12 protein-coding genes are annotated in these 14,778 nt (G+C 52.5%); 4 read left to right on the forward strand and 8 right to left on the reverse strand.

Annotation, left to right across the window (positions count from 1 at the left end):
• Positions 1 to 7: 7 nt before the first annotated feature.
• The gene (locus SH668x_RS03125; protein ID WP_437187236.1) at positions 8 to 904 is read left to right on the forward strand and encodes a hypothetical protein; all 897 of its coding nucleotides are present in this window, start codon (positions 8 to 10) and stop codon (positions 902 to 904) included.
• 142 nt (positions 905 to 1,046) lie between these two features.
• On the opposite strand, the gene SH668x_RS03130 is transcribed toward SH668x_RS03125, so the two are convergent.
• Positions 1,047 to 4,490 (reverse strand): pyruvate carboxylase, encoded by a 3,444-nt coding sequence (locus tag SH668x_RS03130; RefSeq protein WP_437187237.1) that lies wholly within the window; start codon positions 4,488 to 4,490, stop codon positions 1,047 to 1,049.
• 245 nt (positions 4,491 to 4,735) lie between these two features.
• The gene (locus tag SH668x_RS03135; RefSeq protein WP_437187238.1) at positions 4,736 to 5,497 is read right to left on the reverse strand and encodes a DUF1614 domain-containing protein; all 762 of its coding nucleotides are present in this window, start codon (positions 5,495 to 5,497) and stop codon (positions 4,736 to 4,738) included.
• A gap of 164 nt (positions 5,498 to 5,661) precedes the next feature.
• On the opposite strand from SH668x_RS03135, the gene SH668x_RS03140 reads away from it, so the two are divergent.
• Positions 5,662 to 6,618 carry a DnaJ C-terminal domain-containing protein gene (locus tag SH668x_RS03140; RefSeq protein WP_437187239.1) on the forward strand — a complete coding sequence of 319 codons (957 nt, stop codon included), beginning with the start codon at positions 5,662 to 5,664 and terminating at the stop codon, positions 6,616 to 6,618.
• A gap of 87 nt (positions 6,619 to 6,705) precedes the next feature.
• Here the strand turns inward: SH668x_RS03140 and SH668x_RS03145 are convergent, their stop codons facing one another.
• The 6 genes from SH668x_RS03145 to SH668x_RS03170 all read right to left on the reverse strand — a co-directional run bounded on the left by SH668x_RS03145 (position 6,706) and on the right by SH668x_RS03170 (position 11,449).
• Complete coding sequence (locus SH668x_RS03145) at positions 6,706 to 7,233, reverse strand: DUF1802 family protein (protein WP_437187240.1); 528 nt, start codon at positions 7,231 to 7,233, stop codon at positions 6,706 to 6,708.
• A gap of 135 nt (positions 7,234 to 7,368) precedes the next feature.
• Complete coding sequence (locus tag SH668x_RS03150; protein WP_437187241.1) at positions 7,369 to 7,551, reverse strand: CPXCG motif-containing cysteine-rich protein; 183 nt, start codon at positions 7,549 to 7,551, stop codon at positions 7,369 to 7,371.
• Between the two features lie 142 nt (positions 7,552 to 7,693).
• Positions 7,694 to 8,803: a Gfo/Idh/MocA family oxidoreductase gene (locus SH668x_RS03155; protein ID WP_437187242.1), complete on the reverse strand. Its 1,110-nt coding sequence runs from the start codon at positions 8,801 to 8,803 to the stop codon at positions 7,694 to 7,696.
• Between the two features lie 15 nt (positions 8,804 to 8,818).
• Complete coding sequence (gene lpxA, locus SH668x_RS03160) at positions 8,819 to 9,664, reverse strand: acyl-ACP--UDP-N-acetylglucosamine O-acyltransferase (RefSeq protein ID WP_437187243.1); 846 nt, start codon at positions 9,662 to 9,664, stop codon at positions 8,819 to 8,821.
• Positions 9,665 to 9,690: 26 nt separating this feature from the next.
• Positions 9,691 to 10,683: a UDP-3-O-acyl-N-acetylglucosamine deacetylase gene (gene lpxC / locus SH668x_RS03165; RefSeq protein ID WP_437187244.1), complete on the reverse strand. Its 993-nt coding sequence runs from the start codon at positions 10,681 to 10,683 to the stop codon at positions 9,691 to 9,693.
• A gap of 115 nt (positions 10,684 to 10,798) precedes the next feature.
• Positions 10,799 to 11,449: an OmpH family outer membrane protein gene (locus tag SH668x_RS03170; RefSeq protein ID WP_437187245.1), complete on the reverse strand. Its 651-nt coding sequence runs from the start codon at positions 11,447 to 11,449 to the stop codon at positions 10,799 to 10,801.
• Between the two features lie 293 nt (positions 11,450 to 11,742).
• On the opposite strand from SH668x_RS03170, the gene SH668x_RS03175 reads away from it, so the two are divergent.
• Positions 11,743 to 12,348, forward strand: coding sequence for a hypothetical protein (locus tag SH668x_RS03175; protein WP_437187246.1), 606 nt, complete (start codon positions 11,743 to 11,745; stop codon positions 12,346 to 12,348).
• Positions 12,349 to 13,311: 963 nt separating this feature from the next.
• On the forward strand, positions 13,312 to 13,884 hold the full coding sequence (locus tag SH668x_RS03180) for a helix-turn-helix domain-containing protein (RefSeq protein WP_437187247.1): 573 nt from the start codon (positions 13,312 to 13,314) through the stop codon (positions 13,882 to 13,884).
• Positions 13,885 to 14,778 lie beyond the last annotated feature (894 nt).

The following is a 14,778-nucleotide window of genomic DNA, read 5'->3' on the forward strand; positions in this document are numbered from 1 at the left end:
TTCCGTCATGCTCATGCAACGGGTGCTCGCGAAATCACGAAATGGGCTTTGGCTCGAATCGTTGATTATCGTGGTCTGCTGCTGTCTGCTGAATGCGGGATGCATTGGAGCCCGCAACAAGCAGGCAGCATTGCCGAACAAGTTTGAAATCGAGTCGGGCAATCTCATTGTTCGATCGGATCTCAAAATTCGCTCTGACGATCCACTCATCCAACAGCTCACGACGATCCGGCATGAGTTGACCGAAACTCTGAAGCTTCCGCCGTCACATCGCCCGGTGGTGATTCACATCTTTAGCGATGAGAATCGCTACTCCAAGTACATGGAGGCACGGCATCCCAATCTTCCGCCGCGACGAGCGTTCTTTATCGGCTCACCGACAGAACTGGGAGTCTATGCTCATTGGAGTCCGAACGTTGGCGAGGACCTGCGACATGAGTATACCCACGGCGTCCTTCACTCCTGTTTGCGCACCGTTCCGTTGTGGCTGGATGAAGGGCTGGCAGAATATTACGAGACAGAATTGAATGTGCCCGGTCGGCTTCATCGCGAGCACACACAAACTCTGGCAATGTCTCTGAAGAATGGCTGGCGTCCGGATCTCTCGCGACTGGAGAAGATTGACGATGTCTCGATGATGGGGCTCTCAGAGTATCGAGAATCATGGGCATGGATTCACTACCTGCTGAACGATGCCCCGGGAGGGCAGGAATTGTTGGTGGACTACTGCAATTCGCTTCGAAAGTCAGACAAACCTCCTCGCTTTAGTTCTCAGGTCGCGGAGTATTTTCCGGATGCGAATGTCCGCTTGGCCTCTTACATCAATCTTTCTCTGACAGATCATGGACGCGTCATTCGTGCGAACGATTCACGGCCTCAGGTCACAGAGTTCGGCGGTCCGTAAGGTGTGGAGGGAAGTGATCTCTATATCGATCGCACTTTTGCGTCGGGACTGGTGGTTCGTTCTAGCTGAGTGAACCTAAAACAAAACGAGGACCATGATTCGAATCATGGTCCTCGTTTTGTTTTATGAAGAACGCGAGAGGTTACTCAATTGTTAGCAGTAGGTCTCCATTCGCAACTTGAGTACCCGCTTTAACCAGAAGTTGACCGATCGTTCCGTCTCGGTCAGCGTTAATTGTTGTCTGCATCTTCATTGCTTCGACGACGAGCAGTTTCTGGCCCTTGGTGACTTTATCACCCTGAGCAACAACCACAGAGACCACCATTCCGGGCATGCTGGCTGGCAAGTGAGTCGGGTTCGTTGCGTCAGCCTGAATGTTCTTCTGGACCTTCGATTCAACCGATCGGTCGTCAATCGTGACGTCGCGAGGTTGTCCGTTCAGTTCGAAGAAAACGGAACGTGTTCCATCAGGATGTGGGCTACCGGTCGTTAGAAACTTGATGAACAGCGTCTTGCCCGGTTCGATTTCCGCACCGAATTCTTCACCCGCCTGCATTCCGAAGAAGAACGCTGGTGTCGGTAGGACGCTGGTATCACCGTAATCTTGCCGATGCTTCACGTAATCCTTGAAGACACCCGGGTACATGACGGCGCTGAGCACTTCACGTTTCGTCGGTTTTCGCTTGAGGAGCGGTTCCAGAGACGCTGCAATAGCGTCGAAGTCAATCGGTGGAAGAGTCTCGCCTGGACGTTCCAGAAACTCTTTGCCTCCCTTGAGGATTCGGTCTTTGACCTCCTGCGGGAATCCACCGTCCGGTTGACCCATTGCTCCGCTGATCAGGTCAATGACCGACTCTGGGAACGCCAGTTCCTTGTCGCTGCTCAGCAAATCGGCGGGCTTGAGATCGTTTGCCACCATGAACAGCGCCATGTCTCCCACTGCTTTGGAAGTGGGGGTCACTTTCACGATGTCGCCGAACATCTGGTTGACTTCAGCATAGGACTGGCAGATCTCTGGCCAGCGGTCTGCCATACCGAGTGCACGAGCCTGTTCGAACAGGTTGGTGTACTGTCCGCCGGGCATTTCGTGGTTATAGAGGTCGGCCGTACCCGGAAGCACAACGCTTTCGAACGGCATGTAGAACTCGCGAACACCGCGCCAGTATTCCGCCATGCTGTCGAGTTCGTGAGTGTTCAGCTTTGTGTCACGAGACTGGTGGTGCAGTGATTCGCACAGCGTGTTCAGGTTGACTTGTGATGTTCCGCCTGACATCGGCGCCATCGCAGCATCGACAATGTCGACACCGGCGTTGGATGCCAGCAACAACGAAGCAGCCTGAATGCCGGCTGTGTCGTGTGTGTGGAAGTGAATTGGGAGTCCAACTTCCTGCTTCAGGGTGCTGACCAGCAGATGTGCCGCCTCTGGTTTACACAACCCTGCCATATCTTTGATGGCGAGGATGTGAGCGCCCATTTTTTCGAGCTTCTTCGCCAGATTGACGTAGTACTTCAGGTCGTATTTGTTGCGGTTTGGATTGAGGAGATCACCTGAGTAGCAGATTGCTGCTTCGCAGATGGCACCGGATTCACAAACAGCTTCCATCGCGACCTGCATGTTTTCAGCCCAGTTCAGGGCGTCGAAAACGCGGAAAACATCGTTTCCAGCAGCAGCAGCTTCTTTCACGAACTCGCGCACCAGGTTGTCCGGGAAGTTCGAGTAACCAACAGCACTGCTGGCTCGAAGCAACATCTGGAACAGAATGTTGGGGCACTTTTCCCGCATCTGTGTCAGGCGATCCCAAGGGGATTCCTTCAGGAATCGCATGGAGGTGTCGAAAGTGGCTCCGCCCCACATTTCCAGTGAAAACAATTCCGGCAACAGGTAAGAGTACGCTTCGACGCAACCGAGCATGTCGTATGTTCGGAAGCGGGTCGCGTGCAGCGACTGATGTGCGTCACGGAATGTGGTGTCAGTGATGAGCAGTGGCTTCTGTTCTTTGATCCACTGAGAGAATTTTTCTGCACCCAGTTCTTTGAACTTATCGCGACTTCCTTTGGGCCGTGGCTGTGTGGTGTCGTAGGCTGGAACGATCGCTGGGGAACGTCGCGTCGCAACAGGACGTCCTTTCACGAGTGGGTTGCCGTTGACGATTGTTTCTCCGATGTAGCGGAGAATACGTGTCGCACGGTCTTGTCTCTTCGGGAAGTTGAAGAGTTCTTTGGTCGTGTCGATAAACGTTGTTGTGCACTTTCCGGACAGGAAGTCGGGATGATTCAGCACGTTCAGGAGGAATGGGACGTTAGTCTTGACACCGCGGACACGGAATTCCCGCAGGCAGCGTTCCATGCGGCGGGCTGCCTCTTCGAAGCGACGCCCACGAGCAGTCACTTTCACCATCAGGGAATCGTAGAACGGATGCACGAACGCTCCGGAGAACGCTGTTCCTGCATCGAGACGAATCCCCATGCCGCTTGCAGAACGGTAGTGTGCAATGCGGCCATAGTCTGGCACGAAGTTGTTTGCTGGATCTTCAGTTGTTACGCGGCATTGCAGAGCAAAACCGGTCACCTTGACAGAATCTTGTGACGGAATGCCGATTTCGATATCGCTCAAGCGATGGCCCTGAGCGACCATGATCTGGGAACGAACCACGTCGATGCCTGTCACTTCTTCGGTGACGGTGTGTTCAACCTGAATTCGTGGATTCACTTCGATGAAGAAGTATTTTTGAGTGTCGGTATCGAGTAAGAACTCGACGGTACCCGCGTTCTGATAACCGACTTCACGACCGATTTTCAGAGCGGACTCACAGATCGAGTCCCGAATTTCGGCTGGCAGATTCACTGCAGGAGCGATTTCCACAACCTTCTGGTGGCGTCGCTGAACTGAGCAGTCACGTTCATAGAGATGAACGAGGTTTCCGTGCTGATCCCCGAGAAGTTGGACCTCGATGTGCCGCGCGTGCCGGATATACTTCTCAATGAAGATGTCCGGGCTACCGAAGGCTGTCAGTGATTCCTGACGGGCTGATTCGTAGGCTGCTGCGAGCTTGTCAGCGGATTCGACGATACGCATTCCGCGACCGCCTCCCCCGTGTGCAGCCTTCAGGATCACGGGATATCCGAGTTCTGCAGCCAGTTTCAATCCTTCTTCAGCGTCGACCAGAGGATTTTCGGTTCCTGCCAGAACGGGAACCTTCGCCTGAATTGCGATTCTTCGGGCCGCTGTCTTATCGCCGAGGTTTTCGAGCAGGTCGACTCGTGGACCGATGAAAGTGATGCCGGCTTCTTCGCAGGCTTTGGCGAATTCAGGCCTTTCGGAGAGGAATCCATAGCCAGGATGGATTGCGTCGACTCCCACTTCCTTCGCAACTGCAATGATTGATGGGATGTCGAGATAAGCTCGAATTGGTTCGCCCGGATTGCCGACCTGATAGGCCTCATCCGCTTTGAATCGGTGCAAAGCAAAGCGGTCTTCGTATGCATAAATCGCGACTGTGCGAATCTTCAGTTCTGACGCCGTGCGGAAGACTCGAATCGCAATCTCGCTTCGATTGGCGACCAGCAGTTTCTTGAAAGTTTTCATAAGTGCAGAATTCTGAAGGAGGGTCCGAGCGAAATGAGGTCGATCGTCCGGATATCACCTGAAAATTATCGCGAGCGGCGTTACGGAACAAGTCGGTCAACTACTTGCAAACGGTCGAGAATTAGACAGCCTTCATCACAGCAAGCCCGCCCAATGATCATTGCAATCGATGAACGTCAATTCGACCAGTCTGAACGGGTGGGAAATGCGTTGGTTGCTGGATCCTTCCTGTCGGTGTGCGCGTTTTAGGCGAGGAGCATCGTGAGGAAAGTTGAGATGACAATTTTGCTGAAAGTTCCAAATTTGCCGATGACGGCGTGTTGGCTCTGCTGGGATTGCAGTGCGGCAAGCAGCGGCCGGAGTTCGTGACCAATCACCTGCCCGAACACTCCCGCCACAAACCCGGTAGCGATTTTCTGATCCGGAGTCGCATGAGGGAGCATGATCCAGATGGCGACGACGCTGAGGAATGGCGTGATCAATAAAGCGATTGGAGAATGTCGGAACTGTAGATTTTTCTGGATCATTGGAACGAGAAAATACGTACTCAAAGCTGCGATCAGAATCGTGCTGGCAGCAATGCCGAATGGACGTTGTCCCATCTCCGCAAGACGTATCAATTGGTAAATCGCCATCCCGATGGGAATGATTCCGCCTCCGATATTCAGGCTGACAACTGTTTCAGCTTTGATCTGCTCGTAGGTGGACATCATGGGAGGGGCGTCACCGTCATCTCTCTGGAATCTTTGATCGACCTGTATTAATTCGTCGCGAGTATTTCGGTACACCGGAAGATGGAATGGAGTCCCGAACAAAATCGCGAGAATGAACAGTGCCCCCTGTGCGAAAGACAGCCCGAGTGGTTCGAATTTTTCGATGATTAATGCCGAAAAGAAATACAGGCTCAGGAAAAATGCAGCGGCGAGCAGGAGAACTGGAAGGCATCCCATTATTGGAGAAATGGGGAGACGACCTCCGCTCTGACCAATCCTGAATTGTACGGGCATAAAACGCACTTGAGCTGATGGGGAACGAATCTTTGGGAAGGTAACGCTTACTTCTGAGGATTTCGATGGATTTTAACTGAATCGCCTCTTGGTCCCTACGATGTGGGGAAAATTCTGGCGTGTCAGGATCTCCACTTTCAGGACCTACTTGCTAAAATTCCGACATGGCTAACAAGGACTACTATCAAATTCTCGGTGTGGATCGCGGCGCGTCACAGGACGTGATCCGGAAAGCATTTAAAAAGCTTGCCCGGGAAAATCATCCTGATGCGACAAATAACGATCCTGTTGCAGCAGAACGTTTCAAAGAAGTGGCTGAGGCGTACGACGTTCTCGGCGACGAGGAGAAACGCAAGAAATACGACCAGTTCGGGGCGAACTGGAAACATTTCAAAGATGGACAGAGCCCATTTGGCGGTGCCGGTGGAGGGGGGAATCCTTTCCGCAACGGTGGACCCGTAGATGTTGACCTGAAGGATCTCTTCGGTGGGCAAGGGGGCGTCGATCTTGAGCAGCTCTTCGGGGGAATGTTCGGAGGTGGCGGCGGTCGTCGCAGTCGTGGCACTCAGCCCCAACGCGGGGAAGATCTCACGACAAACATCACTGTTCCGTTCGATACGGCAGCGAACGGGGGACGCTACGACCTGAGTCTCCAGCGAGAGGGTTCTCGAGAAGAACTCTCAATCAAGATCCCTGCTGGTCTCGAAGATGGACAATCGATTCGCTTGGCCGGACAAGGGCAGCCAGGAGTGAATGGCGGACCCGCTGGCGACCTTCGTGTGACAGTGCAAGTCGCCCCGCATCCTTACTTCCGTCGGGAAGGCCGAAATCTTCTCGTCGATGTTCCCGTGACGATTACCGAAGCGGTACTCGGGGCGAAGATAGACGTTCCGACCCTGACGGAAGGCTTGGTGACAATGACCCTTCCCGCTGGGACTTCGTCCGGTGCAAAGTTGCGGTTGAAAGGAAAAGGGCTCGTCAATCCAAGGACTCATGAACAGGGTGATCAGTTCGTTACGATCAAGATCGCTGTTCCCAAGAATGTCGATGAGAAATCGCGAGCACTGCTGGAGGAGTTCGACAAACTCAACCCGTCAGCGCCTCGAGACAATTTCCATTGAATACAGGAATCTGAGCAGACGGCTCAGCTGCAGACATCCTCATTCAATCACCTTCTTCAGATCGCGGTTGAATGGGGGAAGAAGGCTTTACGCCGACTCAAGGAGATCCTGCGTCGGTAACGATTCGTCCAGTTCCACCCAGCTATGACATCCATCGTACCTCAGGGAATGAGGAACGGAGATCGGATGCTGCAGCCTGAATGTGGTGACATTCAGAACGTAGAGACCCGGTTTGCGATAGTGAAACCGGGTCAGCACCGATTCTGGTTTCAGGATGTGTTGTGACTCCAGGACTGGCAACTCTGACTCTTCACTCAGCCAGTTCACGGAATCGATTCTGCAATAGAACTGAATCGGAACACAATCCGGCTGGACGGGAGAAGAAAGTAGTTCTTCTGCTTGCGACCGAAATTCGTCACGAACACCATCAGCGGATTGATGAAACCCCGTCGGGTAGAGCCAAAACTCCGAATGTTCAGGCTGAAAGCCAGCAGGGCCCTCGTGGATTCCACCTTTCCGGAAGAGAATCTTCTGGGAACCCGAAGCGAGCGCTGCACAGACAACCGCCCATTCCTTCAGGGCGATGTGATTTGTCGGCTTCGCGATGTGCTGCATGGGGCTCGCTCGTTTCGGATGACTGTCTAGAGCGCCTCGCGCGACTGCGGCGTTCCGGCGTCGATAAACGTAGCGTTCGAACGAGTTTTTACCAGCATTCATCACCACACAATTCTCAGGCAGGGGCTAGCACAATCATTCCGGAAAGGAATCACAACGGACATTTCCCTGTTCGTCGATTTCAATTCGAATGATGACAGGACAGCAGCAGACGGGACAGTCTTCGACGAATTCCTGTTGATCCCCCTGACTGACATCGATCGGGATAATGATCTCTTCACCGCAACTTGGGCAGATGTACTCTGTTTCGTCCTTCATGATCTTTCTCGAAAGAGCTTCGCGAATTGATAGGCGATCTCTCTCTAGTTTCTGCGAGATCATTCAAAATGATAGAGGCAATGACCGGGATGATTTGTCGGATTTCATCTGAACATCGCTACCTGCTGTGCGGGAAATTGGATTAGGCAGCCTTCTCTGAGAGTTTGGTCAGTCCGCCGCCGAGGTAATGTTCCAGAAGTGCGTTGGGGCCGCATCGACCTGTCGGCGAACCATCCCATTGGTGACCACCGACGGATTGAAGAATCTGTTCAGCGACCCTGAGAGCGTTCAGCCCTTGAGCCCCACTCACGAGTGGAGCCCGGCCAGTTCTGACGCAGTTCACGAATGAAGCAAGTTCGGCTGTCAACGCGTCCACTTCGGAACCCGTGGTCACAGACTGATTAATAAACCGAGTGAAGATTTCGGGCTTCAATTCAGCAGGGGTATTCTTCCCTTGCATGACGAGTTCAAACGGAAGTTCACCGTTCAGAATCGCTTCACCGGGAGTCATGGCTGTGACAGTGCGCGCGGTGAAGTCTGCTGTAAAGGATCCTCGATCTGACCAGCATTGCATTGTGCGAGTGAAGCTTGGAGCCACGCGGTTCGCGGTCAAGTCGGCGATGCATCCCCCGGGGAAATGAAGGCGTGCCTGAACACAGTCTTCGTTGCCGCCAACGAGGGTCGCGCCGAATGCTTCGACCTGTGTTGGCATTTCGCCAACGAGAGCGAGGGTCAGTTCGATATCATGGATCATCAGATCGAGAACCGCGCCGACGTCCATGGATCGGAATGCATAGGGGCTGACACGCTCTCCACGAATGTATTTCGGGCTTCCGACACGTTCAGCGAGCGACTCAAACGCTGGGTTGAATCGTTCGATGTGGCCCACCTGAAGGGGGACATCATGCTCTCTGGCAAGTCGAACAAGTACGCTGCCATCTTCGACATTCGCTGTGAGTGGTTTTTCGACCATCACGGGAATGTTTCTGCAGAGGAAGACTTCTGCGATCGGGCGGTGAAGAAAGGTTGGGACAACGATGGATACAGCGTCCACTTTGTCGAGCAGCGTGCGGAAATCCGGAGTCCAGTCACACCCGCAACTGGCTGCCACGGATTGTCCCTGTTCCTGATTGGCGTCTGAAACAGCGACGAGATCAACTCCGGGCATCTGGGAGAGAATCCGCGCATGGTGGCGTCCGAGTGCACCGACTCCAACTACCGCCAGTTTCAATTGATCTGAGTGATTTTGCATAGGAGCGACTTTCATTTACGCTGCCTTCTTGGATTCCGCTTTTGGTGAATCGCGGAAAGCTTCTCGTGCTCGACCGAGCTTCCCTTTTCGCTGCGCGTCGATTGCGTCCAGCAAGGTGATGAGTTCGATCGGAAGTGTCTGATTCAGTTCGTTTTCAAAATGTGCCCGAACTGTGTCGAGCGACTGATGGTCTCGAAACAGGAAACGGTGGGCATTTCGGATGAGCGAGATCGTCGATTCAGCGATTCCCGCGCGACGCATCCCGACGAGATTGACGGTTTTCACTTCGGGATTGTCGCTTCCCGCAGCGATCATGTACGGAGGAACATCCGTTGGGACACGACAACCCCCACTGACGAAAGCCATTTTGCCGATGGTCGCAAAATGGTGAACGACGGAGTTGCCTGAAATGATTGCACGGTCGTGAACGTGAACGTGTCCACCGAGCAGGACACCGTTTACCAGCATCGCATTGTCGTACACCCGGCAATTATGGGCCACATGCGAATTCGACATGAGAAGATTTCCATTGCCGATTCGTGTGCATCCATCTTCCTTCTCTGCACCGCGATTGACTGTCACTCCTTCTCGAAACTGGTTTCCATTGCCGATGATGACCTGAGTCGGAGCACCATCGTCATAGGAGTAGTCCTGGGGCTCAGCACCAATAACGGAGTTGGGCCAGAATCGGTTTGAATCGCCGATAGTGGTCTTCCCGACAATCGTCACATGGCTTTCCAGACGGCAATTGTCCCCAAGGACGACATCATTACCGATGTAACAGAATGGACCAATCGTGACGTTCGTCCCCAGTTGAGCGCCGGGTTCGATGAGAGATAGTGGTGAGATTTGAGTCGTCATTAAGACACCGGGATAGAAACTTCGAGCTACCCTTGCGCGCTGGATGCGGACAGATTTTCATGGGTACGCAACGGAGTGAGAAAATGGGGACGATTGAGAGACGCATCTTCACTGGTGAGAGAGGCCGGTGAATGAACTTCAGTCGATTCGTGATGGTCGTTGTAGGAAAAGCGAGCCTGATGAATTTGTCGGATGATTTCGTGGTTGAGGCGATGACCGGAACGGCTGGCTGTGAATTGGCCGATCAGATCGCATCCTAGTAGTGCAAAGTCCCCCACGCAGTCCAGAATTTTGTGTCGAACACACTCATCTGGAAATCTGAGGGAATTCTCGATGACTCCAGAGTCGGAGAAAACCAGTACGTTGGCAGGAGTCGCTCTGAGTCCCATTCCTGCTGCACGGAGTTGTTCAACTTCTTTTTCAAGAACGAACGTCCGGCATTCGGAAAGTTGTGTCATGAATGCCGCAGGGGTAATGGCCAGGCTGAATGCCTGAAATGGAATTGGTCCCGGTCCGTAGTCCAGCAGAAAACCAATCTGGTACTCCGATTTGGTGCTGTTCTGCACAGAAAGGCCGACCTGTGGCGACTCCAGATACATCAAAGGAGTCTCAATTTGAACGCAATCTCGGGATTCGTCCTGAATGACGATGCCCGCCTTCAGGATCGCTTCAACAAATGCTCCGGATGAACCATCACAGCCTGGGGGTTCTGGGGCATCGATACGAACGAGGCAGTTGTCGACCCGCATTCCAGCGAGTGCGGCCATGACGTGTTCGATGACTGAAACGCTTGCTCCATGACGAGTAATTACTGTGCAGCGGTTCTGAGGGGTGACGTACTCGATCAGGCCGGGAATTCGGACAGGTTCAGGGAGATCAATTCGTTCAAAAACGATCCCATGATTTTCCGGAGCAGGGCAGAACTCAATCGTGACATCGCACCCGTTGAACAGGCCAAATCCATTGACGCGACTGCTGCGCGCCAAGGTTTGTTGCATGCGTTGAGAAATCAGTTTCATGAAAGAATCCTGATGTAGCCCGATTTGGGTTGGGAGTTCGGCCTGAGCGCCTGAGTGGTTTGAAGATTGAAGGGACGTACCAGAGTTCGTGTGAATTCGTGTGAAGAAGTACCGGCTAATTGGTGCCAGCCGGAGAACGGTCGGTTTTCTGAGAAACTGACTGCCCCGCCAGCTCCTTTTTCCATTCGCCGTTCAAGTAATTCAAAATTGGTTTCGTCATGTCATCGGTTGGTCGGAAATGGACGACTTGTCTGTTCATCGCGTTGATGACCTGTTGCGGGTTCTGAGCCTGCTCGACTTCGTTTTGGTCGAACCGAATGACGAGCGTGTATCCGTAGTGCTTGCTGTACATTTTGACAGCATTTTCGGATTCCAGGTAAATCGTCTTGTAGATCTCAGCTTCTTTTCTGATGAACCCTTGCTGGGCCTGCTGTTTGAAGGTTTCCAATTCAGCGTTCGAGCGAAACAGGTCAGCTTCCAGTTGTTCAGCTTCCGGACTTCCTGGTTGGAGAACGTTACTGGCAAGTTGTGCCTGAATATTGCGAACTTGATCAGCAAGTGTCTTCGCCTGCTCGTCAGTTGCTTCGATCTCTTTCTCGAGGGCCTGTGTGAGAGCGACGAACTTCTCGGAGTTTTTGAAGAGGTATGCCATGTCGATCAGGCCGACGCGAGCAGGAGTTGGCTCAGCGGCAGATGGAGCTTGCGCCAAGAGTTGACCGGTGAAAAGCGTGCAGATGCCAAGCAGCAGGCATGAAATTCGATTCATCGTGTGCACTCCTTTGCGGGCTTAGGGAGTCGGTCCACTGAAGCTCAGCGTGACTGCTCCCTTCTGTCAGACTTCCTGTTGACAGAGTTTCGGCCGGATTTCAAAACGGGCGTCCTATTCTGCACAAGTAGAGAAATGGGTCAAGATGAGTTGTTGAGCACGTATTTCCCGGCTGAATGCAAAAAAAGATCCCTTTCCGTGGAAACCATGGAAAGGGATCAAAGTTTTTGAATCTGAAGGATCTTCAGATGATTTCAGCTTTCGCCAAAATTAGTTAGCTGGAGTTTCAGCTGGTGGTGCTGGTGCGTCAGCTGGAGTTTCAGCTGGTGGTGCAACTGGAGCAACTGCTTCAACAGCAACTGGAGCTGCACAAGCTGGTGCAACTGGAGCTGCACAGGTTGGAGCACAAGCTGGTGCAACTGGAGCACATTCTGGTGCAACTGGAGCTGCGCAAGTTGGGGCACATGCTGGAGCTACAGGAGCTGCACAAACTGGTGCAACTGGAGCTGCACAAGTTGGAGCACATGCTGGTGCGACAGGTGCTGCGCAAACTGGAGCTGCACAGAGCTGAGCAGCAGGTGCTGCACATGTTGGCTCGCAACAATCACGTGTCTTGCGGACGCGGACTTTGCAAACGCGAACTTTCTTCACTCGCTCTGGACGGCAAGCTGGCTCGCAAGCTGGAGCACATGCAACTGGAGCTGCACAGGTTGGTGCAACTGGTGCACAAACTGGAGCAGCGCAGGTTGGTGCACAAGCTGGTGCAACTGGAGCTGCACAAGTTGGCTCACATCCGTCATGACATCCGCGATTACGGAAGAGACCAGCGTTTACATCTGTTGATGCAAATGCAACAGCGCAGGCAACAGCTGCGACGCTCAAAAAACGATTCAACATAACTCTCTGCTCCTAGGTGGAAATCCTGATCAACGTTGATCTGTACAGCTGACTCAAGTGATCAACAAAAAGTCAGCAACATGTTTTGGTGACTCATAGCCCCACAAAAATGGGTTGCTAAAGACATATAGGTATTCTGGATTGACTTGTGAGTCAAGTGGTGGCCTGTAAATGGCCATTTATGTATCGCATGTTTCCCAAATGTTCATAGATCACCATATTACAGACTCGATCAACTCGACAAGGAAGAACTTTAAAATTTCTCAAAGATTCGACAGTGGCGATTATCGCGGTTGTAGGGGCTCTTTGGGAGTGAGGGGTTGTTTTGTGTCGATTGTGCGGAAAATGTTGCGGCAAATTTGAGTTTTGAAGGCAAAGTTTCTCGAGTTTTGTGGTTTTGAACGTCCGACTGGAGTGGTTGTAGGGAATCGTGCTAATTCCTTGGTCAGTCTTATTAGACGGACTTAAGTTCATGCCCGGTCCACGCCGAAATTGAAGGTCGGGTGAGTTCATCTCAACGAATCGGGAACACGAGTCCCACTACCTGCGACATGCTGGATAGGTTGTTTTGATGTTCTCGCCCAGGGGGGGGAATCATGCTTGGAACTTCGCTGACATTGAATTGACATTTGTCGAGCCAATGTGGGGGGCCGGTTTCAGGATGACTTTGGGGCGGAAAACTGCTTACGAGTCTCGCGTTCAGGGAACTGAATGGGCGGGCTCCCCTCAACAATGGTGCTTGCGCGAGTCAGGCAAGACTGCGATCCGCGAAGATCGGGTGGCAGGTTGTCTGGTGAGTGACAAGAGGCTGTTGACGTTTTGTTGAGACGAAGACCCCGAAAGCCGACGCTGGTTTATGCCATGGACCCTCGGGCTAGGAGAGCCGGCCATGTTGTCGAAACTAGGGGTGAAGATCTGGAGCTATTCAGCTCCGACCCAGACAGATTGTGATTGGAGAGCCCGCAATGAGGACGATCTTCACTACTGGTCAAGTTGCAAAGATTTGCAAGGTCGCGCCACGTACAGTGAGTAAGTGGTTCGACTCAGGTCGACTTCGAGGATACCGGATTCCCGGTTCCCAAGATCGCCGCATTCCACGAGAGCACTTGATCCGGTTCCTGAAGGAACACGGTATGCCCCTTGGGGAGTTGGAAGATGAAGCGATGGGCAAATTATTGCTCGTCGGTGTAGACGGAGCAGTCCGAACAGGGCTGGAAAGTGTTCTGCCTATCGAAGATTTCAAGATCGAGATCGCTGCAAGCGGTTTCGAAGCTGGAATCCAGGCAGAGTCACTCCATCCAGATTGTGTCGTCATTGATTTTTCAATGGGACGCAACGAAAGCCTGATGATTGCCCAGAACTTGCGTAGAAACACAGATTACGTTGACACTGTTCTCATTGCTCTTTTGAGCGACGAAGATACTGCCAGCGGTTTCGATCGCACGATTTTCAACGAAACGTTCCGCAAGCCATTCGATGCCGCTTTGCTTGCTGAACGAATTCGGACGCTTGTCAGCCGTCGCAAGACGCTGGTCTAGTAAAAGTGGGAATTCTGCCTGGATGCTTGAAGGCCAAGTGATTTGGGGTCTCCTCATTTTGCTGGCCGAGGGTGTCCGAGCAGGATGGTGGTCCTGCAAGTGGGCTGACATTTCATTTTGCTCCGGTGCAAATTCGCCTCAAGTCCTTGTACCGGCCCGTTTGCAACGTTGCAAAATTGAATGCAGTCCATTTGAGTGGCACGCCAAGCCTTGAATTGAAGTTGAAAGCACTGCGGGGAAGTTGAACTTCACGTTCAAGTGATCTGCTTTGCCTGGACAACAATTCAGAGTGGTGACACCACTGGTCTTGCAGCAATGCAAGAGGTCACCACCGGTGAATGTCCCAGAAAATCACGGGCACCCAAACTGCCTGCGTTGTGATGAGAGGTGAGGAAGGTAGCGAAATTGAAGAACAAGAATTGAAGCGAACGTTGTCAGGAAGGTTTGAAGATTAATTCGGATGTCCACCTTCGATTGAGTTGTTGGGGAACACTCAGCCGACCGAAAAGATCGATCAAATCCGGATTGAGAGTGGGAGCCTTCAAGATTGCATTCAATTTTATACTAAATCAATAATCATCGCACGAAGTGATATTCCGGAACCGGAGACCGGATTCGCTGATGAGTGGCTCGACCACATTTCATAAAGCGGCCCCCTTAATTGGAGGGCCGCTTTATGTGTTTAGTAGGAGCCTAAATTTGTCCCTTTAAGATGGGCACTGGTCTTGGCGAGTCTTGAGTCATTGGAATACTTTTGTTGAAGGGGCTTTCGTTTAAGTAAAGATTGTATGTTTTGGAGGTGTTTGACCGACGACTACGATCTGAGTGAGTCACTCGCCGCATCTGTCGCACGTTCGATCCGCTCTTGGCATCGCACCAAAAGTTACTGACGAA

It is taken from the genome of Planctomicrobium mucosum, from assembly GCF_051466335.1.
Classification (GTDB): Bacteria; Planctomycetota; Planctomycetia; order Planctomycetales; family Planctomycetaceae; genus Planctomicrobium.

Coding starts and splice junctions, on each gene's coding strand:
- SH668x_RS03125 (WP_437187236.1), top strand. CDS start 8: ATGCTCATGCAACGGGTGCTCGCGAAATCACGAAATGGGCTTTGGCTC.
- SH668x_RS03130 (WP_437187237.1), bottom strand. CDS start 4,490: ATGAAAACTTTCAAGAAACTGCTGGTCGCCAATCGAAGCGAGATTGCG.
- SH668x_RS03135 (WP_437187238.1), bottom strand. CDS start 5,497: ATGCCCGTACAATTCAGGATTGGTCAGAGCGGAGGTCGTCTCCCCATT.
- SH668x_RS03140 (WP_437187239.1), top strand. CDS start 5,662: ATGGCTAACAAGGACTACTATCAAATTCTCGGTGTGGATCGCGGCGCG.
- SH668x_RS03145 (WP_437187240.1), bottom strand. CDS start 7,233: ATGCAGCACATCGCGAAGCCGACAAATCACATCGCCCTGAAGGAATGG.
- SH668x_RS03150 (WP_437187241.1), bottom strand. CDS start 7,551: ATGAAGGACGAAACAGAGTACATCTGCCCAAGTTGCGGTGAAGAGATC.
- SH668x_RS03155 (WP_437187242.1), bottom strand. CDS start 8,803: ATGCAAAATCACTCAGATCAATTGAAACTGGCGGTAGTTGGAGTCGGT.
- lpxA (WP_437187243.1), bottom strand. CDS start 9,664: ATGACGACTCAAATCTCACCACTATCTCTCATCGAACCCGGCGCTCAA.
- lpxC (WP_437187244.1), bottom strand. CDS start 10,683: ATGAAACTGATTTCTCAACGCATGCAACAAACCTTGGCGCGCAGCAGT.
- SH668x_RS03170 (WP_437187245.1), bottom strand. CDS start 11,449: ATGAATCGAATTTCATGCCTGCTGCTTGGCATCTGCACGCTTTTCACC.
- SH668x_RS03180 (WP_437187247.1), top strand. CDS start 13,312: ATGAGGACGATCTTCACTACTGGTCAAGTTGCAAAGATTTGCAAGGTC.